At 71.4% G+C, this 21,532-nt stretch carries 21 protein-coding genes and 1 tRNA gene; 11 read left to right on the top strand and 11 right to left on the bottom strand.

The window, feature by feature from the left end; translation table 11 throughout:
• Window positions 1-20: 20 nt before the first annotated feature.
• The 4 genes from B1L11_RS11195 to B1L11_RS11180 all read right to left on the bottom strand — a co-directional run bounded on the left by B1L11_RS11195 (window position 21) and on the right by B1L11_RS11180 (window position 2,341).
• Complete coding sequence (locus B1L11_RS11195; RefSeq protein WP_079314428.1) at window positions 21-317, bottom strand: hypothetical protein; 297 nt, start codon at window positions 315-317, stop codon at window positions 21-23.
• A gap of 65 nt (window positions 318-382) precedes the next feature.
• On the bottom strand, window positions 383-724 hold the full coding sequence (locus B1L11_RS11190) for a DUF3368 domain-containing protein (RefSeq protein WP_079314404.1): 342 nt from the start codon (window positions 722-724) through the stop codon (window positions 383-385).
• Window positions 725-921: 197 nt separating this feature from the next.
• Window positions 922-2,019, bottom strand: a complete 1,098-nt coding sequence (locus B1L11_RS11185) for a helix-turn-helix domain-containing protein (RefSeq protein ID WP_079314403.1) — start codon at window positions 2,017-2,019, stop codon at window positions 922-924.
• A gap of 228 nt (window positions 2,020-2,247) precedes the next feature.
• Window positions 2,248-2,341, bottom strand: a tRNA-Sec gene (locus B1L11_RS11180).
• An 89-nt stretch (window positions 2,342-2,430) separates the two neighbouring features.
• Between B1L11_RS11180 and selD the strand changes: the two genes are divergently transcribed.
• Window positions 2,431-3,444 (top strand): selenide, water dikinase SelD, encoded by a 1,014-nt coding sequence (selD, locus tag B1L11_RS11175; protein WP_079314427.1) that lies wholly within the window; start codon window positions 2,431-2,433, stop codon window positions 3,442-3,444.
• Between the two features lie 42 nt (window positions 3,445-3,486).
• Window positions 3,487-4,083, top strand: coding sequence for a DUF6886 family protein (locus B1L11_RS11170; RefSeq protein ID WP_079314402.1), 597 nt, complete (start codon window positions 3,487-3,489; stop codon window positions 4,081-4,083).
• On the opposite strand, the gene B1L11_RS11165 is transcribed toward B1L11_RS11170, so the two are convergent.
• From B1L11_RS11165 to B1L11_RS50320, 6 genes are all read right to left on the bottom strand, one after another.
• Window positions 4,063-5,238, bottom strand: a complete 1,176-nt coding sequence (locus B1L11_RS11165; protein WP_079314401.1) for an MFS transporter — start codon at window positions 5,236-5,238, stop codon at window positions 4,063-4,065. The genes B1L11_RS11170 and B1L11_RS11165 overlap by 21 nt on opposite strands.
• Window positions 5,239-5,666: 428 nt before the next feature.
• A complete protein-coding gene (locus tag B1L11_RS11160; protein ID WP_079314400.1) occupies window positions 5,667-5,867 on the bottom strand; it encodes a hypothetical protein in 201 nt (66 codons plus the stop codon).
• 205 nt (window positions 5,868-6,072) lie between these two features.
• On the bottom strand, window positions 6,073-7,008 hold the full coding sequence (nrfD, locus tag B1L11_RS11155) for an NrfD/PsrC family molybdoenzyme membrane anchor subunit (protein WP_256862417.1): 936 nt from the start codon (window positions 7,006-7,008) through the stop codon (window positions 6,073-6,075).
• A 106-nt stretch (window positions 7,009-7,114) separates the two neighbouring features.
• Window positions 7,115-7,861: a 4Fe-4S dicluster domain-containing protein gene (locus B1L11_RS11150; RefSeq protein WP_079314399.1), complete on the bottom strand. Its 747-nt coding sequence runs from the start codon at window positions 7,859-7,861 to the stop codon at window positions 7,115-7,117.
• Complete coding sequence (gene fdh, locus B1L11_RS11145; protein WP_256862416.1) at window positions 7,854-11,021, bottom strand: formate dehydrogenase; 3,168 nt, start codon at window positions 11,019-11,021, stop codon at window positions 7,854-7,856. The genes B1L11_RS11150 and fdh overlap by 8 nt, the downstream gene beginning before the upstream one ends.
• A gap of 1,252 nt (window positions 11,022-12,273) precedes the next feature.
• Window positions 12,274-13,980 (bottom strand): BTAD domain-containing putative transcriptional regulator, encoded by a 1,707-nt coding sequence (locus tag B1L11_RS50320; RefSeq protein ID WP_256862415.1) that lies wholly within the window; start codon window positions 13,978-13,980, stop codon window positions 12,274-12,276.
• 105 nt (window positions 13,981-14,085) lie between these two features.
• Between B1L11_RS50320 and B1L11_RS11130 the strand changes: the two genes are divergently transcribed.
• The 9 genes from B1L11_RS11130 (at window position 14,086) to B1L11_RS11095 (ending at window position 20,736) form a co-directional block, all read left to right on the top strand.
• Entirely contained in the window at window positions 14,086-14,988 is a 903-nt protein-coding gene (locus B1L11_RS11130) for a M23 family metallopeptidase (RefSeq protein ID WP_079314396.1), read from the top strand.
• Between the two features lie 5 nt (window positions 14,989-14,993).
• A complete protein-coding gene (locus B1L11_RS50315) occupies window positions 14,994-15,218 on the top strand; it encodes a hypothetical protein (protein WP_256862414.1) in 225 nt (74 codons plus the stop codon).
• Window positions 15,219-15,249: 31 nt separating this feature from the next.
• Entirely contained in the window at window positions 15,250-16,413 is a 1,164-nt protein-coding gene (locus tag B1L11_RS11125; protein ID WP_256862413.1) for an N-acetylmuramoyl-L-alanine amidase, read from the top strand.
• 256 nt (window positions 16,414-16,669) lie between these two features.
• Window positions 16,670-16,960 carry a hypothetical protein gene (locus B1L11_RS11120; protein ID WP_079314395.1) on the top strand — a complete coding sequence of 97 codons (291 nt, stop codon included), beginning with the start codon at window positions 16,670-16,672 and terminating at the stop codon, window positions 16,958-16,960.
• Window positions 16,961-17,139: 179 nt separating this feature from the next.
• Complete coding sequence (locus tag B1L11_RS11115; protein WP_079314394.1) at window positions 17,140-17,778, top strand: DedA family protein; 639 nt, start codon at window positions 17,140-17,142, stop codon at window positions 17,776-17,778.
• A 245-nt stretch (window positions 17,779-18,023) separates the two neighbouring features.
• Window positions 18,024-18,431: a hypothetical protein gene (locus tag B1L11_RS45070; RefSeq protein ID WP_143737183.1), complete on the top strand. Its 408-nt coding sequence runs from the start codon at window positions 18,024-18,026 to the stop codon at window positions 18,429-18,431.
• Complete coding sequence (locus B1L11_RS11105) at window positions 18,413-18,661, top strand: hypothetical protein (RefSeq protein WP_079314392.1); 249 nt, start codon at window positions 18,413-18,415, stop codon at window positions 18,659-18,661. Before B1L11_RS45070 ends, B1L11_RS11105 begins: the two co-directional genes overlap by 19 nt.
• A 57-nt stretch (window positions 18,662-18,718) precedes the next feature.
• A complete protein-coding gene (locus B1L11_RS11100; protein WP_079314391.1) occupies window positions 18,719-19,390 on the top strand; it encodes a response regulator transcription factor in 672 nt (223 codons plus the stop codon).
• Window positions 19,387-20,736, top strand: a complete 1,350-nt coding sequence (locus B1L11_RS11095) for a cell wall metabolism sensor histidine kinase WalK (RefSeq protein ID WP_079314390.1) — start codon at window positions 19,387-19,389, stop codon at window positions 20,734-20,736. The genes B1L11_RS11100 and B1L11_RS11095 overlap by 4 nt, the downstream gene beginning before the upstream one ends.
• 61 nt (window positions 20,737-20,797) lie before the next feature.
• Here the strand turns inward: B1L11_RS11095 and B1L11_RS11090 are convergent, their stop codons facing one another.
• Window positions 20,798-21,529 (bottom strand): dienelactone hydrolase family protein, encoded by a 732-nt coding sequence (locus B1L11_RS11090; RefSeq protein ID WP_079314389.1) that lies wholly within the window; start codon window positions 21,527-21,529, stop codon window positions 20,798-20,800.
• Window positions 21,530-21,532 lie beyond the last annotated feature (3 nt).

Below are 21,532 nucleotides of genomic sequence, written 5' to 3'. Positions count from 1 at the left end.
GCCGTTCCACGGCAGACGAGTCAGGACTCCTCGGCGAACAGGTCGGCGGCGGAGGTCGCGGTGGCGGCGCGCCGTACCCATTCGTCGAGCAGAGCCAAATCCGTGCAGGCCCTGATGAAAGCGCGGTCGGAATCGGAGACCGGGATGCCCCGCGCCTCCAGGATGGTCAGCACCGCCCTCGCCTCACCCTCTGCCCGGCCCCTTCTGCGACCTTCCTCGCGACCTTCTTCACGGCCTTCCGCGCGGCCGGCTTCGAGACCCTTCCCGTAATGCTGACGGGCAAAGGGGCTGTAGACCGGCCAAACGGTGGACTCCATGAGTGCCTCCATCAGGTGTCGGGCGGCCTGCGTAGCGAGCCTCCCACCAGGCCGAGTCGCCGTCGTCAGCAGAGTCGATGGCGACGGGCGTAGGAGAGAAACGTCGATCCTGAGCAGGGTAAGCGCATGCCTGTCGCGCGGAGGGCGTCCACGAGGTTCTCCGCGCCCACTTGTGTGAGCTTGCCTTCCCGGCAGGCGGTGCCGAGAAGCCAGATCGTCCCGTGCACCTCCAGGCCATAGGCCCTGCCCACGGCAGTGGCATCGCGATCGTCGGTGATGGCGATCCCGCCGAGCAGTTCAGCCGCGCAAAATACGCTTGCCTCCCCCAGATCACGGCCAGACGAGCCGACACGCCGGACCCAGCGCGCGAAGCATTCGAGTTCCTGCAGTGTGGACAGTTCCGCCATCCCCAATCACTCGGCTTCCAATGCCTGTCGTAAAGTCGGGAACGTTCCAAGACCGGCACGAAGCTCCTCGTGGACCACCCGGGTAGTGAGGCATGGGCGTCCGGCGAGAAGGTCACGCAAAACGTCCAGCCGTTCAGCTCGGGAGAAGTGACTGAGGCTTGTGGCGTCGAAGATGAGCACCTGGTCGGCGGATGACGTCACGGCTCGATGTCCCGGTCGTCCCCCGCAGGGAGATCGCCCTCCTCGACCTGACCGCGCATCAGCTCGATCGCCCTGGAGGTCGTTATCAAGTTCTTCTTCAGGGCCTGGAAGACGGCATGCGCGTAGCTCGGAGGCACCCGGACGGACTCCAGGTCCGGTTGGGGTGTCCAGCCCACCGCCTCCATCAGCTCTGCTCGAGTAGGGTTCCGTCGTCGTAGTTCCTTCGCCGCCTCTCTGTCCACCGCCCCGGCCTCGAGCGCCTGCCGCACCGTCAGGGACCACGAGGTCCGGTAGGTGGCGGCGAGCACCAGGAGAACGTCTCGGATGGGAGCGGCGGACTCCCCGGCGCGCTCCTTCACGACGCCCGCAGGAAGGAGGAGCTCGGCCGCGAAGGCGTCGATGACCTGCTCTCGCTCCGCCCGGGACGTATGGACACCCAGATCGGCCGAATACTCGTCACCGACGATCAGGTGGCCCAGTTCGTGGGCCGCGGTCGCCCGGCGACGCCCTGGATCGCCTTGACTGCTGACGACGGCCACCGCCACGTCGCCGTCCACGAGCGACGCGCCGTCCCCGCGAGTCGCGACCACGGCGACGAGTTGCCCCATCCGCTCACAGAGCGTCATGAGCGAGTCAACCGGTCTCGTGCCCAGGTCGAGACTGTCCCGCACCCATCTGGCCGCCGATCTCGCACCCAGCATGTCGTCCACAGCCCCGGGATAGCGGCGCACGGGAGGTGTGATCAGGTCCCCGAGTTCTGCGAGCTGCCGCACATCTGCCAGCCAGGCGGACAGTGCCAGCTCCAGCCGATAGGACTGGCGAGTCACATCGGCGATGGTGTCGTCGGTCAGCTCGGCCCGCCGGGAGATGATCTGCTGAGCCGGCCTGAGGAGGAAGTCCAGGGGCACATCGAGCGCCTCGGACAGTTTGACCAGCTCCAACGCGTCGATCCGGCGTACCCCTGCCTCGATCTTGGCGATCATCGTACGGTCGAGGCCGACCGCCGCGGCCAGTTGGTCCTGCGACAGGTCGGCCGCCAGCCTGCATTCGCGGACGCGGTCGCCCATGTCCGCCCACTCCCCGCCGATTCCCATGGTGCGATTTTCGCACACGGTCGGGTCAACAGAGCCTGTGGAAGGAATGAGAATTCAGCCTCTGGCGGGAAGCCCTTCTCCAGTCCGGCAGATCCACCATGAACCCTTCGGCGGATTCACCGCGAACCTTGCGGCAGATCTACCGCTGCCAGGACTGCTCACCCATTCTGAGCTGGTCGAACGCGGACAGACAGCGGGACAGGCATGACGCAGCAAGGGCGTAGGTGAGCGGAGGTGGACGGGAATCGAACCCGCCAGGCCGAGGACCTCGGCCTCGTCGGTTTTGAAGACCGCGGGGGCCACCAGGCGCCCACACACCTCCAGGGAGAAACCTAGCCGGAACGGGGTAGGGACCCGGGCGGCGCCCCCGTGGCGGCGGCGTGGCGGACGATCGACTCGAAACGGGGCGGCATGACCGAGACGGCGGAGCAGGCCGGAATCCGGCTGACCCAGCAGGCGCACGGAGGCGGCTGCGCCTGCAAGATCCCCCCGGGCGAGCTGGAGAGCATCGTGGCCGGGCTCGTGGCCCCGAACCCGTCGGCGTACGCGCACGAGCTGGTCATCGGACTGGACGACGGCGACGACGCGGCCGTGGTCAGGATCGAGGGCGGCCGGGCGGTCGTCGCCACCGCGGATTTCTTCACCCCGGTCGTGGACGACCCGTACGACTGGGGGCGGATCGCGGCCACCAACGCGCTGTCCGACGTGTACGCGGTGGGCGGCGAACCGATCGTGGCGGTGAACCTGCTGGGCTGGCCAAGGGAGACGCTGTCCATGGACCTCGCCAGGGAGGTGCTGCGCGGGGGGCTGGACGTGGCGCGGGCGGCGGGCTGCCACGTCGCAGGTGGTCACAGCGTGGACGATCCCGAGCCGAAGTACGGCATGGCCGTCACCGGCCTGGCCGACCCGGACCGGCTGCTGCGTATCGACGCGGGACGGGCGGGGACACCGATCTCCCTCACCAAACCGCTCGGCGTGGGCGTGCTCAACACCAGGCACAAGGCGACCGGCGAGGTGTTCCCGCAGGCGATCGAGGTGATGACGACGCTCAACCGGGACGCCTCGCGGGCGGCGCTGGCGGCCGGGGCCGCCTGCGCGACCGACGTCACCGGATTCGGCCTGCTCGGCCACCTCTACAAGCTCGCCAGGGCGAGCGGCGTCACGGCGGTGGTCGACGTGGCGGCCGTGCCCTACCTGGAGGGGGCGCGGCAGGCGGTGCGCGACGGCTACGTCAGCGGCGGCACCCGCCGCAACCTGGATTGGGTGCACCCCCACCTCGACCCGGGCCGGTACGCGGAGGAGGACCTGCTCCTGCTGGCCGACGCCCAGACCTCGGGCGGCCTGCTGGTCGCCGGCGAGGTCCCTGGCGCGCCGATCGTCGGCGAACTCGTCCCGGCCGAGGCCGCCGCGATCCGGCTCGCCTGACCCCTGACGCCCGGAACGGCGGCGAGGTGGTAGACCCGGGACATGCGACCTGAGCCCGGCGAGGTGCTGCATTTCTCCGAGGACCCCGAGATCACCCGATTCGTTCCGCACGTGGCGGCCACCGCACGGCAACCGGAGGCGTACGTCTGGGCGGTGACGGCCGAGCGCTGCCCCGACTACTGGTTCCCCCGCCAGTGCCCGCGGGCCATGGCCTGGACCACCCCGGCGACCACGGACGACGACCGGGACCGGATCATCGGGCCGGGCTGCGGCGAGCGGGTCCACGCCATCGAGTACGGCTGGCTGGAGACGTTCCTGACCGTCCGCTTGTACGCCTATCGGCTCCCGGCGGAGAAGTTCGTCCCGTTCGGCGAGCCGGTGCCGAACGCGGTGGTCGCCACCGAGCCCGTCGAACCGCTCGGGCCGCCCGAACCCGTCGGCGACCTGCTACGGCTGCACGAGGAGGCCGGCATCCAGCTCAGGCTGCTGGGCAACCTCTGGCCGTTCTGGGACGCGGTGACCACCAGTTCCCTGGGCTGGAGCGGCATACGCCTCCGCAACGCCCGCCCCCGGCGCCCACAGTCACTCCTCGATCGCGGCGGACGGCACCTGACCGAGTCAGCGGGGCTTGCCGAGTGACCACAGGGTTGCCGCCATGAGGAGAGCGGTCAGCCCGCCGCAGATCATCACGGTGGAGACCGAGAAGGCGTCGACGACACGTCCGCCGAGGAACGCGCCGAGGGCGAAGGTCGCCTGGAAGGAAGAGGTGAAAACGATCGTCGCGGCTTCGGGCGTGCGAGGGGCGGCGGCGATGAACGATGCCTGTGAACAGACGGGTACGCCTCCGTAGGCCAAGCCCCAGACCACGAGTGACATCACGGCGCCGATGGTTGTGCCGCCGACCGAGGGCAGCAGCAGGGTCGTGACCGCGATCAGGCAGCCGCAGGTCACGAAGGTCGTTCGCAGCCGCGTGACCGCGCCCTTGCCGGCCAGGAAGTTGCCGGCGGTTCCGGCGATGCCGTACGCCAGCAGGATGGCGCTGACGGCGGCGGGAGGCAGGCCGGTGACGTTCTGCAGGAAGGGTGTGACGTAGGTGTAGGTGCCGAAATGGGCCAAGACGATGAGGAAAGTGGCCGGCAAGGCGATGGCGGCACCCCGGGTGCGCAGCAGGTCGAGCAGGACGCGAGGGCTGGTGGCCTGATGGGCGGGCAGCGGCGGCAGCAGCAGTATCAGGGCCACAAGGACCAGGAGTGCCGGCACGGCCAGGACCAGAAAGGCGGTCCGCCAGCCGGCGACGTCGCCGATGAAGGTCCCGGCCGGTACGCCGAGCACGGAGCCCAACGGCACGGCCGAGAAGATCACAGCGGTGGCGGTGCCGACGGCGTGCGGCGGCATCAGACGGCCGGCCAACCCGGCCCCGATGGACCAGAAGCCGCCGATCGTGAGGCCGACGAGCCCCCTGGAGATCAGCACGATCCAGTAGGAGGTCGCCACCGCGGCCAGCACGTCGGCTGCGGCGAGCACCCCCATGAGGACGCACAGCATCACACGGCGGTCCAGGCGCGCGGTGGTCAGTGTGACGGTTGGCGCGGCGACCGCGGCGACGAGACCGGGCAGGGCCATGGTCAGCCCCGTGGTGCCGTCGGAGATGCCGAAGTCGGCGCCTATGGCGGGCAGCAGACCGATGGGCAGGATCTCGCTGGTGACGATGGCGAAGATGCCCAGCATGAGCGAGGTGACGGCGAGCCAGCCGATGAGAGGCGAGCGGGGCCGGGTGAGCGTGATTGTCGACATGGGTCCGTTCGGCCAGGTGCGGGTGGAGGGCGTGCACCCAGCCAAGCAGTGAGGAGGCAGCGGGCACCGGCACGTTTCGGACGTGACCAGACGCCTTGCCTGCGGTGGTCGGCAAGCCGGAGGGTTCGGCGGGCATCGTCGTCACGCCTCCGCGACGCCCGGCCTGGACGAGCACGTCCCGGCTTGTTCAGGGACTTCAAGTAGCCCGTGCCCACCTTGGTGCATGAAGGCGCACATCGGTGAGCGTCCCGGAGAGCGCATCCACAACGCATGGCGCAATGAGTTGCCCTGCCGGTCGCCGGCGCGACCAGCAGGTTCCAATCACAGTGGTGTGATCAACTGTCAGACAGGCTCCAGGACCCTGCCGCGCGACCACTCCGAATCACGCCCTGGCACTTGTGCCGAGGCGACGATGTGAAACGGAGAAATCACCTGCACCTAGGTGGATCGCACCCGTCCGGGTGAGCGCCCGCGGGGTAGCCGTAAGCATAGACGCCGACGGGCCGGCTGTTCGAGATCGAGGCCTGGCCGTCGGCGAGATCGGCGGCACGGGTCGCGCCGAACACGGCGACCAGCAGCGCGGCGGCAAGCCCGACGCCGCCGAGAGCGCGGAACGAAAGTCTCAACATGGGTCCTCCTTCCAGTTCATAACGTGAGGCGGAAGGGCAGGCTGTCCCGGCCGCCTCTTCGGTGTCGTTATCGATACCGGAGCTTCGCAGCGGGCTTTGGTGATCGACTTGGAGGTGACTTGCAGCGAGGCCAGCCGGACCGCCTGCCGGCTGACCGTCCCTACCATGCGGCTCGCCGTAGCTTCGGGAGCTTGAGACCGTGACCCTAGCGGCCGGGGACGGAGGCGGGGCGGCCGGCGTCGAGGCGGTCGCGCTGCGGCACGACGGTGTACCTGGGATCCTTGGCCGAGGCCCGGCCCGCCTCCAGCACGCCGAACCTGGTGCACAGGGCTCCGGCCGTGATCGCGAGCCCGGACAGCGCGGTGAGGGCCCGGCTGCGCCCGGCGACCGTGGCGAGCAGGCCGCCGCCGAGGGTGAGCACGCGGGAGGCCCGCATGAGTCTGCCCGCTCTGCCCTTCCGGTACGGCTCGCCGACGAGACCGAGGCGGCGCTCCATCAGCCCGCCGGCGACGACCTCGGCCACGGCGCCCGCCGCCGCGGCGACGCGGGCGGGCCCTGCCTGCGCCCGGGGCGTGGTCAGCATGACGGCCGCGCCCGCCGAGGCGAGGGCGCTCCCGGAGAACAGGAACGGCAGCTCGCGCATCCCCTCGTGCCAGGCGGGGACGGCGGTGTCGGCCAGCAGGACGGCCGTGTAGGTGGCCATCGCCACGCCGCTCAGGCCGCTCGCGACCGACGCGGCGTCGCCCGCGAGGGGCAGCAGGCCCGTCACCGCCGAGCCCGCCGCGACGCCGGTCAGCCCGCTGTGGGCGGCCAGCGTCCAGGAGCCGACGCTCATCGGCGAGGTGAGCTTGAACACCCGCAGCATGTTGAGGAAGCGCATCGGCCGGCCCAGCTCGGCCACGAGGAAGGCCGCACCGGCGCTCGCACCCGCGAAGGCCGTCATCCTGGCGGCCAGTTCCAGCCGGTCCCGCCCGCTGAGGCGGGCGGCCGCCGCCATCGCGCCCGCCGCGCCGGACAGCCCGCCCAGATAGAGGTACGTCGGCATGTGGGGCTCGTGCCAGATGGGCTGCTTGATGACCGGCTGGCCGTAGTAGGACCGGAACTCGGCGTCCGGCACCATCTCGTCCCGGCGCCTCGGCATCAGATCCTCCCCGCGACTGCGTTCGTGGTGTTCGTGCGCATCCCGGTCACGCCCGCGAAACCGCGGGCAGCTCGCCGGTCCGGTGCCCGCCGCCGTGGCCCGCGCATCAGCGTCGTCCAAGGAAGCAGGCGGCGACGCCGGCGGCCAGGGCGAGCGCCGCGCCGCCCGCCCAGCGCCACATCGCGGGCAGGTCGCGGGTGGTCACCACGGGATCCGGCGGCAGGCCGTACGTCTCCGGCTCGTCGAGCAGGAGGAAGAACGCGCCGGTGCCGCCCACCCCGTTGTCCGGGTTCGCGCCGTACAGCCGGGCCTCGGTCGTGCCCTCGGCGTGCAGCCGTTCGACCCGTTCCTCGGCCCGCTGCCGCAGCTCGTCGAGCGGCCCGAACTGGATGGACTTCGTCGGGCACGCCTTGGCGCAGGCGGGCTCCATGCCGCCGCGCAGCCGGTCGTAGCACAGCGTGCACTTCCACGCCCGGCCGTCGTCCTCCCTGCGGTCGATCACGCCGTACGGGCAGGCGGGGACGCAGTAGCCGCACCCGTTGCAGACGTCGGACTGGACGACGACGGTGTCGAACTCGGTGCGGAACAGCGCCCCGGTGGGGCAGACGTCGAGGCAGGCGGCGTGGGTGCAGTGCTTGCACACGTCCGACGACATCAGCCACCGGCCGTCCTGCTCGACGAACGCGACGTGCCGCCAGGTGCTCGCGCCGAGCGCGCCGGTGTTGTCGTAGGAGGTGGCCCGGAACACGAACCCGTCGTCGGGCACCTGGTTCCACTCCTTGCAGGCCACCTCGCAGGCCTTGCACCCGATGCAGATGGACGTGTCGGTGAAGAACCCCATCCGCTCAGCCATGGCGATACCTCTCGATCAGGTCGAGCAGCGCCGTGCCGCGCGGGCGCCGTCCCGGCAGGACGTCGCAGGTGCCGGCCTTGCTCTCCTGGATGTAGACGTTCGGGTCGAGCACGATCGACGGCAGGTCGTTGACGACGTCCCCGGTGATCACCCCGCCACTGCTGTATCCCCAGTGGTACGGCATGATCACCTGGTGGACGGTCCGGCCGTTCAGCCGCAGGGGCCGCACCCGGCCGGTCACGAGCACGCGCAGCTCGATCGCGGTCCGCGCGGTGACGATCGTCGCCCAGTCGCCGTTCTCCAGCCCGAGCTCCTCCGCCATGTCCGGAGACACCTCGCAGAACGCCTCCGGCTGGAGCTCCGCCAGGTAGGGCAGGGGCCTGCTCATCGCGCCCGTCGTGTGGTGCTCGGTGAGCCTGCTCGTCGTGTAGACGTACGGGAACCGGGGCGACAGCGCCGGGTTGTACGGGTTCTCCGGGCGGTCGATGGTGCGGCGGGCCGGGTTGGCCTGCTGGCCGTACAGCGCGTTGCGCACCGGCGACTCGTGCGGCTCGTAGTGGGTGGGCAGCGGCCCGTCCGACAGCCCGGACGGGACGTACAGCCAGCCCCTGCCGTCCGACTGCATGATGAACGGGTCGGTCCCGGCGAGCGCGTCCTGGGCCTTGGCCCCCTCGGGCGGCACGTAGTCGGGAGCCTTGTCCTCCTCGAAGTCGGGCACGTCAGGTCCGGTCCACTTGGTCCCGTCCCAGTAGACGTACTTCTTCCGCTCGCTCCACGGGCGGCCCTGCGGGTCGGCCGAAGCGCGGTTGTAGAGGATGCGCCGGTTCGCCGGCCAGGCCCAGCCCCATTCGAGCGCGACGGGACCCTGCTCGGTGTGCGGCTTGCGCCGGGCCGCCATGTTGACCCCGTCGGCGTACACCCCGCAGTAGATCCAGCAGCCGCAGCTCGTCGAGCCGTCGGGCTTGAGCTCGCGCAGCGACGCCAGCAGGCGGCCGTCGGCGGCCCTGCCGTTGATCTCCCGCAGAACGGCCTCGGCGTCGGGATCGCGCTGCTCGCCGATCTCCGGGTAGTCCCAGGTCAACTCCTTCACCGGCCGGTCGATCTCGTCGTCGCCGAGCCGCGGCCTGATCCGCTTGCCGAGGTGGTAGAAGAACCACAGGTCGCTGCGGCAGTCGTCCGGCGGGTCGAGTGCCTTCTCCCGCCACTGCAGCAGCCGCTGGGTGTTGGTGAAGGTGCCCTCCTTCTCCACGTGGCTCGCGGCCGGCATGAAGAAGACCTCGGTGCCGATCTCCTCGGTCCGCAGCTCGCCCGTCTCGATCTCGGGCGCGTCCTTCCAGAACGTCGCGGTCTCGACCAGCATGAGGTCGCGGACCACCAGCCAGTCGAGGTTCGCCAGGCCGAGCCGCTGCGCCTTTCCGTTGGCCGAGCCGACCGCCGGGTTCTCGCCCACGACGAAGTAGCCCTTGACCGTCCCGTCGATCTGGCCCATCACGGTCGCGTAGTGACCGTGATCGCCCGTGAGGCGCGGCAGGTAGTCGAAGCAGTAGTCGTTGGCCTCCGTCGCCGCGTCGCCCCACCACGCCTTGAGCAGGCTGACGACGTACGCCCGCCGGTTGCCCCACCAGCCGGTGTCGGCGCCCTCCCGCTCCAGGTAGTGGTCGAGGCCGTCGTGCCGATGGGCGTGCGGCATCGCGATGTATCCCGGCAGCAGGTTGAACAGCGTCGGGATGTCCGTGGAGCCCTGGATGCTCGCGTGCCCGCGCAGCGCCATGATGCCGCCGCCCGGCCGGCCCATGTTGCCCAGCAGGAGCTGCAGGATCGCGGCGGCCCTGATGTACTGCACGCCGACCGAGTGCTGCGTCCAGCCGACGGAGTAGACCCACGCCGTGGTCCGCTCCCGGCCCGAGTTGGCCGTGATCGCCTCGGCCAGTTCGTGGAACCGCTCCGGCGGGATGCCGCACAGCTCCTCGACCATCTCGGGCGTGTAGCGCGAGTAGTGCCGCTTGAGTATCTGGTAGACGCACCGCGGGTCGGTCAGCGTCGGGTCGGCCGGCGGCGTCGCGCTGGCGCCGGCGCCGCGCGCGCCGTAGGAGTCGGACCCCGCCGCCTCCGCGTGGCGCCTGCCGCCCTCGGTCTGCTCCTCCTCCTCGGGCACGTCGCCCTCGTACGCCCAGCTCGACGGGTCGTACCTGCCGGTCTCCTCGTCGTAGCCGGAGAACAGGCCGTCGAGGTCCTCGGTGTCGCGGAAGTCCTTGTTCACCAGGGTCGCGGCGTTCGTGTACGCGAGGACGTACTCGCGGAAGTCGAGCCCGTTCGACAGCACGTAGTTGATCAGCGCGCCGAGCAGCACGATGTCCGTGCCGGCGCGGATCGCCAGATACCTGTCCACGGTCGCGCTCGTGCGGCTGAAGCGCGGGTCGATGTGGAAGACCTTCGCGCCGCGCGCACGCGCCTCCATCACCCACTGGTACCCCACCGGATGGCACTCGGCCATGTTGGAGCCCTGGATGACGATGCAGTCAGCGTTGGCCAGATCCTGCTGATACTGGGTCGCGCCGCCACGCCCGAAGCTGGTCCCCAGACCGGGGACGGTGGAGGAGTGTCATATGCGCGCCTGGTTCTCGACCTGGATCGCGCCGAGGGCGGTGTAGAGCTTCTTCATCAGGTAGTTCTCTTCGTTGTCGAGCGTCGCCCCGCCCAGGCCGGCGATGCCCAGAGTCCTCCTGACCTCCTGCCCCTCGTGCGTCTGCTGCCAGGTCTCGCGCCGGGTCCGCACGACCCGGTCGGCGATCATGTCCATCGCGGTCTCGAGGTCGAGCGGCTCCCACTCAGTGCCGTACGGCCTGCGGTAGAGGATCTTCGTCTGGCGGCCGGGGTGGGTGACGAGCTGCTTGCTGGCCGAGCCCTTCGGGCAAAGCCGCCCGCGGGAGATCGGCGAGTCGGGGTCGCCCTCGATCTGGGTGACCTTGCCGTCCTTGACGTAGACGAGCTGGCCGCAGCCGACGGCGCAGTAAGGGCAGACGGAACGCGCGACCGTCTCGGCCCCCTCGACCCGGGGCCGCAAGGCGTCCGTACGCGCCGAGCGCGCCGCCTGCCCTCTGCCGTCCTCTCCCTTGAGCTGCCGGATCACCGGCCAGCGGGAGAGCCATCCACCACCCACGACGCCTCTGATGCCCCAGTGGTGGCGGTCTAATCAGTCGTGCCGGTCCAATCATGAGAAATCGCCGTGTCTTCGACCACCTGCCGGGACGTGACCGCGTGGAGGTAGCCGCGGGCGAGCGCGCGACGCCCGGACGAGCGGTGCAGCTCGCCGAGCATCCGCCGCGTGGCCGCCTCCCCGCTCCGGTCGCCGAGCTGCCGGAAGATCGCCAGTGAGCTCTCCAGCCGGGCCGAGCCGTGCCGCCAGTCGCCCCTGGCCGCCTGGAGCCCGCCCAGGCCCTGCATGGCGTACGCCGCGCAGTGCCGGTCGCCGAAGCCCTCGAATATCGTCAGCGCGCGGCCCTGGGCGCGCATCGCCCGCCCGGTCTCCCCCGCGAGGTCGTGCAGGCGGCCGATCTGGAGCGACACGCAGCCCTCCCGGTGGGCGTCGCCGAGCTCCCGCGCCATGCGCAGCGCGCCGCCGAGCCAGTCGGCTGCGCCGTTCAGGTCGCCCGCGCTCAGGCAGGTGCGCCCGAGCGCTTGCCGTGCGTACGCCTCGCCCGACCGGTCGTCCAGCGACACGAACATCCCGAGGGCCCTGCGGAAGTGCCGGGACGCGGCGGCCTGGTCGCCCCGGAACTGGCCCACCGCGCCCAGTCCGCAGACCGACACCGCCTCGCCCCTGACGTCCCCGAGCGTACGGAAGATCATCCGGGAGCGGCGGAACATGCCGGCGGCCTGGACGTACCTGTCCCGATAGAGGGCCACCTGGCCGAGCCCCCGCAGCATCGCGGCCTCGCCCGCCCGGTCTCCGGCCGCGCGGGCCGCCTCCAGGGCGACGCGGTGGGTCTCCTCCCAGGCGCCGAGGTGACAGCGCAGGTCGAAGTACGGCACGAGCGCCGCCGCCCAGGCCCCAGGCGGCGCCCGGCCAGCCCCGCGTCCGCGGCCCAGCCGTACGGCCTCGACCAGGGTCTCGTGCTCGGCGCCGAACCAGGAGACCGGGTCGGCGGCGACCCGGCGCAGGGCGTCCTCGGGCAGCCGCCAGCGCCGGGCGGCGGGCGAGGTCAGGCGGAAGACCGTGGTGGGCAGCCGGGCCGTGGCGTGCTCCGCGGCGGCCGTCCAGCCCGCGACCACCCGCGCCAGCGCCGGCATGTCCACCTCCCCCGCCTTGTCCCTGGCGTCGACGCGCAGCAGGTCGGGCAGCCGGTAGCGGGGCTGGCCGAGGGGGTCGGTCCCCTCCGGGCGCAGCAGGTTCGCGTCGACCAGCACGTCGGTCACGTCGTCGCTGCGGTGCCGGTCGAGCACGGCGTCGACCACCCAGCCAGGCAGCGGCCGGGTGCCGAGCAGGCCGAGCGCGCGGAACGTGCGCGCGGCGTCGTCCGGCAGCAGTCGGTAGCTGCGGTCGAACGACTCCCGCACCTCCAGGTCGCCGGCGCGCAGCTCGGCGAGCCTGGCCGTCTCGTCGTCGAGCCGCCGCCGCAGCACCGCCGGGGACCAGCCGGGCCGGGCGGCCAGCCGGGCCCCGGCCACCCGGACCGCGAGCGGCAGCCGGCCGCAGGCCCGCACGATGGCGGCGGCCTCCCTCCGGCTCCCCGTTCCAGCCGCTCCGCGCCGACGATCGCCGTCAGCAGTCCCAGCGCCTCGGCCTGCGGCAGGACGTCCAGGTCGATCCGCGCGGCGCCGGGAAGCTCGGTGATGCGGCGCCTGCCGGTCACGACGACGGCGCTGCCGCCGCCCGGCAGCAGCGGCCGGACCTGCGCGGCGCCCGCCGCGTCGTCGAGCACGACCAGCATCGGCCGTTCGGCGAGCAGCGTGCGGTAGAGCGCGGCGCGCTCGTGACGTGGCGGCAGCGGCTCCGCCGCGCCGAGCGCGCGCAGCGCCTCGGCCAGCAGCTCCCCCGGCTCGACCGGCGCCCCGACGGCACCGTGCGGGGTGTCGCCGGGCTGCGGAGTGTCGTTGGGCTTCACGGCGGTGTCATCTGGCTGCGCGGTGTCCTCTGGCCGCGCGGTGTCGGTGCCGCCGAGCGACAGGAAGAGCTGGCCGTGGGGATACGCCGCGCGGACGGCGTGCGCGCAGCGCACCGCGAGCGCGGTCTTGCCGACGCCCGGCGGCCCGGTGACGACGGCGACACCGCCGGGGGCGAGCGCCCGGGTCAGCGCCGCCACCTCGGCGGCCCGTCCGGTGAAGTCCACCAGGTCGGGCGGCAGCTGACGCGGCACGGCCCGCGGGGGCCGCTCCCCGGCGAGCACGGCCTCGTGCGCCCGGCGCAGCTCGGGGCCGGGCTCGACGCCGAGTTCGGTAACGAGGTGCTCGCGGATCGTGGCGAAGGCGTGCAGCGCCTCGCCCTGCCGCCCCGACCAGTGCAGGGCCAGCATGAGCCTGCGCCACAGGTCCTCGCGGAAGGGGTGGTCGGCGAGCAGGGCCCGCAGCTCCCCGACCGCCTCGCCGTACTCTCCGGCCGCCATGAGCAGCTCGACCAGGTCCTCGGCGGCGCGCAACCTCGCCTGGGCGAGCCGTTCGAGCCTGCGGTCCCACAGCGGGCTTCCGGGCAGGTCGGACAGCGGGACACCCTGCCACAGCGCCAGCGCCCGTGCCAGCAGGCCGGCCGCCTCGTCCGGCCTGCCCCGCGCCCGGCACTCCCGCGCGGCGGCCACCCGCTCCTCGAACAGCAGCAGGTCGAGCTCGTGCGGCGGCAGCTCGATCGCGTACCCCGCTCCCAGGGCCCGGATGCGGGCCGGGGCCTGCCCGAGCTCCGCGCGCAGGGCGCTCGCGTACGTGCGGAGGTTGGCCGCGGTCGAGCGCGGCCGGTGGCCCGGCCACAACACCTCGGCGAGCTCGTCGCCGCCGACCGTGTGGTTGGCGTGGAGGAGAAGGGTGGCCAGGAGCATGCGGGGTTTCCGGCCGCCGAGACGTGGCGCCGTGCCCGGCAGGCGGACCTCCAGCGGACCGAGCACGCTGAACGTTGGCTTATCGACTGTCATGACCGCGTTGCTCCCCCTGTCGAAGGACCGGTTCGCCATGACTCGCCCACCCTTTGTACCGAGTCTTGATGTTTTTTGTGCAGTAGATTCCGACTCTTTTTGGTCATGAGACTCAAATCGCTTGTCACGGCGGGCCTCGCGGTGGTCCTCGGCCTCGCGTTCGGCGCCGCCACCGCCCCGGCGGCCTCCGCGGCGGGTCCGCGCCCGGACTTCCAGATGCCGTTCCCCTGCGGCCAGGTGTGGACCGGCAACTCCAACGCCAGCAGCGCCCACCAGTCGTACGAGATCGACTTCAACCGCGGCAGCACGGCCGACGCGGACCTCGGCGACCCGGTCGTGGCGGCGGCGGCCGGCACGGTGGTCATCGCCGCCAACCAGGGGTCGACCAACGGCTTCGGCAACCTCGTCAAGATCGACCACGGGGGCGGCTGGTTCACCTACTACGCCCATCTGCGGGTCATGTCGGTGAGCCAGGGCGCGCAGGTCAGCCAGGGCCAGAAGATCGGCGAGGTCGGCAACACCAGTAAGCCTGGCAACAACATCTCCCCGCACCTGCACTACGAGGTGCGCACCAGCGACACGTCCTACCCCGCCAACATCCAGAAGGCGGTGTTCAACGGGGTCACGTTCGGCTACCCCGTGCAGACCGTGACCTCGCACAACTGCGGCGGCGGCGGTTCGTCCAACCCGTACACCCCGCAGGAGGTCTGCGGCAGCGGCTACTCGGTGATCGACTCCGCCGCCCTCGGCACGGCGGGCACCGTCTACCTGCTCTACAACTCGGGCAACGGCAACAACTGCGTGGTCACGATGAAGAAGACCTCGCTGGGCACGGCCACCGCGACCAGCGCCTACCTGGAGGTCCAGGGCAAGACCCGGGTGACCGACTCGGGCAACTACGGCTACTACGCCGGACCGGTGCGCGCCTCGGCCGCCGACACCTGCGTCAAGTGGGGCGGCAAGGCGGGCTCGTCCAGCTACGACAGCCCCTTCGAGCACTGCGGCTGATCCCCGTGACCGAACTCCTGGTCGTCCGCGGGTCCCGACGTACGGCCCTGACCGCCGTCGGCGTCGTGACGCTCCTGCTGTGCCTGGCCGGGCTCGTCCCGGCCGGGCCGGCCTCGGCCGCCGAGGGCCCGCTCACCACCGCCTTCACGCGGGCGGCGGCGGCCCACGGCGTCCCCCCGCGACCTGCTCGTCGCGCTCGCCTACGCCGAGACCCACCTCGACGGCCATGACGGCAGGCCGAGCGCGAGCGGCGGGTACGGCGTGGCGCACCTGGTCAGCAACCCCACGCTGCACACCCTGGAGGAGGCGGCGCGGCTCACCGGGGCGCCGGTCGCCACGCTCAAGGCCGACGACGCGGCCAACGTGGCGGGCGCGGCGGCCGTCCTGCGGGCCAGGGCCGACGCCCTGGGCCTGGACGCCGCCGCGCGCGCCGACGCCGGTCGCTGGTACACCGCCGTCGCGCGTTACGGCGGGGCGAGCGCGCCCGAGGTCGCCCGCCTGTACGCGGACGCCGTCTACGACCTGCTGTCGGCCGGGTTCACCGCGCGGACACCGGCGGGCGAGACGATCACCGTGGCCGCCCGCCCGGTGAATCCCGACCGGGGAGCCCTCGCGAACGCCCGCGACCTCGACCAGCCGGAGAACCGCACGCTCGCCGCGGCGGCCGTCGACTACCCCGGCGCGACGTGGGTGCCGGCCAGCACCGCCAACTACGCGGTGTCCGACCGGCCGGCGAGCGACGCGATCGACCGCATCGTCATCCACGTCACCCAGGGCTCGTACGCCGGGACGATCTCCTGGTTCCAGAACCCCGCCGCCCAGGTCTCCGCGCACTACGTCGTACGGTCGTCCGACGGCGCGATCACCCAGATGGTGCGGGAGAAGGACCGGGCCTGGCACGCGGGCAACTCCGACTACAACCACCACTCCATCGGTATCGAGCACGAGGGATACGTGGACGACGCGTCCTGGTTCACCGACGCGATGTACCGCTCCTCGGCCGCCCTCGTCCGCTCCATCGCCGCGCGGTACGGCATCCCCAAGGACCGGTCCCACATCGTGGGGCACTACCAGGTCCCCGGGTCCGACCACACCGATCCCGGGCCGTACTGGGACTGGAACACGTACATGCAGTACGTCACGGGCGGCAGCGGAACCGGGAACCCGTACACGCCGGAGCAGGTGTGCGGCGCCGGCTACTCGGTGATCGACTCCGCCGCCCTCGGCACGGCGGGCACCGTCTACCTGCTCTACAACTCCGGCAACGGCAACAACTGCGTCGTGACGCTGAAGAAGACCTCGCTGGGCACGGCCACCACGACCAGCGCCTACCTGGAGGTCCAGGGCAAGACCCGGGTGACCGACTCGGGCAACTACGGCTACTACGCGGGCCGGTACAGGCGGCCGCGGCGGACAAATGCGTGAAGTGGGGCGGCAAGGCGGGCTCGTCCGGTTACGACAGCCCGTTCGAGCACTGCGGCTGACCTCTTCCTGATCCGAAGCAAGATCCGGGGCCCTCGCGCGCCACGCCGCACGGGGATCCTCGTGCTGTATCTGGGAGAACTCTGAGAGCGTGGGCCCCGCCGGGTGTAGAGCCCGCAGGGAGGGCATTAAGGGCCTGACCCGGCAGTCCTCGTGGGCGACTCATGCCCGCGGAACCACCCGCACGCAGAGGAATTCGATGAGCGACCAGCCGCCCGAGTGGGCGAGAAATCTTGAGAAGGCGGCGATCGAGGCGGCCAGGGCCGTCGAACGCGCCGGCCGGGCACTCGGCAAGGCGGTGGAGCAGGCACAGCGCACCGCCAAGGCCCAGGCGGCGATGGCGGCCGCCTACCAGGCGGACCTGGAGGGACTGGAGAAGGTGCTGCGGGCCCTTCCCGCGGAGCAGGTCAGGGACATCTCGGCGGCCGCGGCGGTGGTGACGGCGACCGCCGACCAGGTGCTGGCCCAGACGCCGAAGGACGACCTCTGAGCCGGTGCGGCTCCGTCCCCGAATCGGCCGATCCGAAACCGGGACAGATATCCACAACCTGTGGACGACGATCCAGACCTGTGGTTTCCGCACCCCTGGGCCGGGGTGCACCGGAGGGATCCCGGCGGCGCTCCTCATGGTGACCGCATCGTCCGGCTTCGGGCGTTAGCGTCACCTGCATGGACACCGCGGAAATCGGAGGGATCGCCGGGTGGGCGATGGAGCTCACCGAACGCCTGGGCGCGCCGGGCGCCGGCGTCGCGATCGCCCTGGAGAACCTGTTCCCGCCGCTGCCCAGCGAGGTCATCCTGCCGCTCGCCGGGTTCACCGCCGCGCGCGGGGACATGAGCCTGGTCGCCGCCCTCCTGTGGACGACCGCGGGCTCCGTTGTGGGTGCGCTCGCGCTGTACTGCGTGGGCGCGCTGCTCGGCCGGGAGCGTACGGTGGCCATCGCGACGCGTCTGCCGCTGGTCAAGATCCCCGACATCGAGAAGGCGGAGGCGTGGTTCGCCCGGCATGGTGTGAAGACGGTGTTCTTCGGGCGCATGATCCCGATCTTTCGCAGTCTGATCTCGGTCCCCGCCGGGGTGGAACGCATGCCGCTCGGCACCTTCCTCCTGTTCACCACGCTCGGCAGCCTGATCTGGAACACCGTGTTCGTGCTGGCGGGTTACCTGCTCGGCGAGAACTGGCACCTCGTCGAGGAGTACATGGGGATCGTGTCCAAGGTGGTCGCGGCGGCCGTCGTGCTCGTCGTCGTCCGGTTCGTGGCCGTACGGCTGCGGGAACGGCGCGGCCAGGGACGCCATGCCCGTTGACCAGCCGCTCCCCGGGCCGGTCCGCCCGCCGTCCCGCGCGTCGCCTGGCCATCTCGTGCAAACCGGTGACTGCTCGCCGTGCGGCGCTATCGTCAGCGACATGACCGATCGATCGCGCGGGGAGAACGTAGCCGTTCTAAGGAACCTCTAAAGGTGGCTGAAACCCCGCCAGAGGCCGTGATGTTTCTGTTGTCCCCAAGACGCCGGTTCTCGTCCGGCGCGCTCAGCGGACGAAAGGCATCACGATGATGAAACGCACACGGCTGGTCGTGGCCACGGTCACGCTCGCCACGCTGGCCACGACCGGTACGGCCGCGGCGGCCGGTCCGGCCCCGACACCCTGCGCTGCGAAATCCGACTCCGCGACGGTCAAGGTGGACGGGAAATCCAGGGCGGGTGCGGATGCCGATTCCGCCGCGATCGCGGCGAAGCTCGGAGTGACGACCGAGCGGCTCGACGCCGCGCTGGTCGCGGCCAAAACGTCGCTGGCCGACTGGGCCGGCGTTACGCCGGAGGCCTTCGTCGCGGCGGTCGCGGCCAACCTGGGACTGCGGCCTCGCAGGTTCAGGACGCTCTGGGGCCGAAGGTCGCCGAGCCCGCGCCGGATGGTGACGACCAGGGCAAGCTGGACAGCATGGACAAGAAGGCCCTGAACGGCCCGCAGGACTCGCCGTTCACCACCGACGCCGCGGCGGCGTCCGTGGCCGCGGCGCTCGGTGTCGATCAAGCCAAGGCCAAGGCCGCTCTGGCCGCTGTGGTGGCGATGGGCAGAGTCGATCCGACGTCCAAGGCCTTCGGTGACATCGCCGCCTCGCTCGGGGTCAGCTCCGACCGGCTCGATGCCGCGTTGAGCGATCTGAAGCGGTCACTGAGCAAGGGCTGACAGCGACCGCGTCCGCGTCTCACACAGCTTCAGCATCGACGGTGAGGATAGGCGACCATGCGGATACTTGTGGTGGACGACGACCCGGCTGTGCGGCGGTCCCTGGAGCATGCGTTGCGCCGGGACGGCTACGACGTGTCGTCCGCCGCCGATGGGGCGTCCGCCCTCGCCGAGCACGGCGTGTTCCGCCCGGACGCGGTGGTTCTCGACGTCCTCATGCCCGAACCGAACGGGCTGGAGGTGTGCCGGACGCTACGTTCAGGCGGGCACGACACGCCGATCCTGATGCTCACGGCCCGGGACCTGGTCACCGACCGGGTCGCCGGGCTCGACGCGGGGGCCGACGACTACCTGGCCAAGCCCTTCGCCTTGGAGGAGCTGCGGGCCCGGCTCAGAGCCCTGCTCCGGCGCAGCGGTGCCAGGGCCGAGGTGCTGCGCTTCGCCGACGTCGACCTGGACTTGAACGGCTGCAGGGCCGAGCGTGCCGGCCGGCGCCTGGAGCTGACCAAGACGGAGCTGTCCCTGCTGGAGCTGTTCCTGCGCAATCCTGGCCGGGTGCTGAGCCGGACCCAGATCTTCGAGTCCGTCTGGGGCTACGACTTCGGCCCGGAGTCGAACGCACTGTGGGTATACATCAGCTACCTGCGAAGCAAGCTCGAAACGGACGGCGGCAGCAGATTGATCCAGACGGTGCGCGGCCTGGGGTATGTCCTGCGCGAGGAGCCGTGAACCTGCGCACCCGGCTGGCCATCGCCGGTGGTTCCGTGGTCGCGGGCGCCCTGGTGCTCGTGTCGGTGGTCCTGTATCCGGCCGTGAACGCCAACCTCCGCGGCCAGATCGACAGATCGCTGGTCGTGGCCGCCGACCAGGCACCGAACGTGGCCGCGGCCATCAAGGCCAAGTTCAGGGACGCCAACGGGGAGCCGGGCTTCCCGACTGTTCCGCTGGGGATCGGAAGCACCCAGCTGCAGATCGTGCCGGGCCCGGTCAGGATCGGGCCGTCGACGGAGTTCGTCGACCTCACCGCCCGCGACGTCGCCGTCGCGGACGGCACCGCCGGCGCCTACTTCCGTGACGCGGTCTACAACGGCGTCGCCTACCGCGTCTACACAGCCCAACTGCCCGAAGCACCGGGAACGCTCGTACGCACGGCCATCCCGGAATCCGATCCCGCACCCACGCTACGCGAACTCGCCTGGCTGCTCGCCGGCTCGACGGTGGCCGCCGGACTTCTGGCAGCACTGGCCTCACGCCTGGCAGCACGCCGCGTCCTACGCCCGGTACACCAGCTCACCGAGACCGTCGAACTGATCCGCACGACCGGCGACCTGGCCATTCCGATCCCCGCCGACAGCCGGGACGAGATCGGCCGGCTCGGTTCGGCGTTCGCAGCGATGACCGCCGCCCTGGACGAATCGGTCGGCGCCCAGCGCCGTCTGGTGGCCGACGCCTCGCACGAACTGCGCACACCACTGACGAGCCTGACGGTGAACCTCGAGCTGCTGTCGGAAAACCCGGCCGACGCGCAGGCCCCGCTGCTCGCCGCCGAAGCGCTCGGCCAGGCCGGCGAACTCACGACATTGGTCAACGACCTGATCGACCTGGCCCGCTACGGCCAAGCCCCGTTCCACACGGAAGACGTCCGCCTCGACCTCGTCGCCGAGCGCGTCGCCGCCCGCGCGAAGCGGCGGGCGCCGCAGATCGAATTCGAGCTGACCTGCGCGCCCACTCTCGTCCACGGAGACCCCGACGCCCTGGAACGCGCCGTCGCGAACCTCGTCGACAACGCCGTGAAATGGAGCCCGTCCGACGGCCTGATCAGGATCAGCGTCAAGGCGGGCGCCCTCGAGGTCGCGGACGCCGGCCCAGGAATCCCCGACAGCGACCTCGAATTCGTCTTCGACCGCTTCTACCGATCACCCGCGGCCCGCGCGCACCCCGGCTCCGGCCTGGGCCTGGCCATAGTCCGGCAGGTCGCCGAGGCTCATGGCGGAACGGCCGAAGCCGTGCCGTGTGAAAGCGGCGCGTTACTGCGGCTGATACTGCCGACGTGTATCGAACACACGGAGCCCTAGGCACCCCCGGTGAGGTGCCCAGGGCTCCGTGGAATCGGCTTGTCCGAACGCCCTACAGGCCCTAACCGAGGTGCCGCGCGAAGAACCGCAGCGAGCTGTCGGTCTCGAACTCGGGGATCTCCCCATGCTTGCCGGGATTGGCGTGCAGCGTCTTGTCGGCCGACCCCAGGGCGTCGAACAGCGCCAGGCCCTGGGCCCGCGGCACCAGGTCGTCGTCCCACTGGAGCAGGAACCGCACCGGGACGGTGACCCGGGCGGCGGTCTCGGCCAGCCCGTCCACGCCGAGCAGGCCCAGCACCGCCGCGCGGACCCGGGGTTCCGCGGCGACGAAGGGGACGCCGAGCCCGCAGCCCATCGACATGCCCCAGTAGCCCACCGGGCCGGCGCCGACGACGTCGAGTTCCTGCACCGCGGTCAGGACCGCCTGCCATTCCGGTACGGCGTGGCCGGCCAGGAACGCATGCATGGTGGCGAGATGCGGGGCGAGGTCCTCACCCGCGGCCATGCCCGCCCGCAACCCGGCCGCGACCCGGGCGAACTCCTCGGTTTTCGGCCGATCGCCGTGGTTGGGCGCATCGACCGCGACCGCCGCGAAACCGCCCTCGGTGACGAGGCGGCGCGCGCGGGCCACGACGCCGGGGGCCTTCTTGTGCTGCCCGCCGCCGTGACCTATCAGGATCAGGGGACGAGCCCCGGCGGCGCCTTCCGGCGTCCACAGCACACCGGGGACCTCACCGAGGGTGAACAGCTGTTCTGTGACGCCGTCCGACGACGTCCGGGAGATGAAGCGCAAAGC

This window comes from Microbispora sp. GKU 823 (assembly GCF_002027145.1).
GTDB classification, from domain to species: Bacteria; Actinomycetota; Actinomycetes; order Streptosporangiales; family Streptosporangiaceae; genus Microbispora; species Microbispora siamensis.
This window is presented reverse-complemented; position numbering and strand designations above follow the sequence as displayed.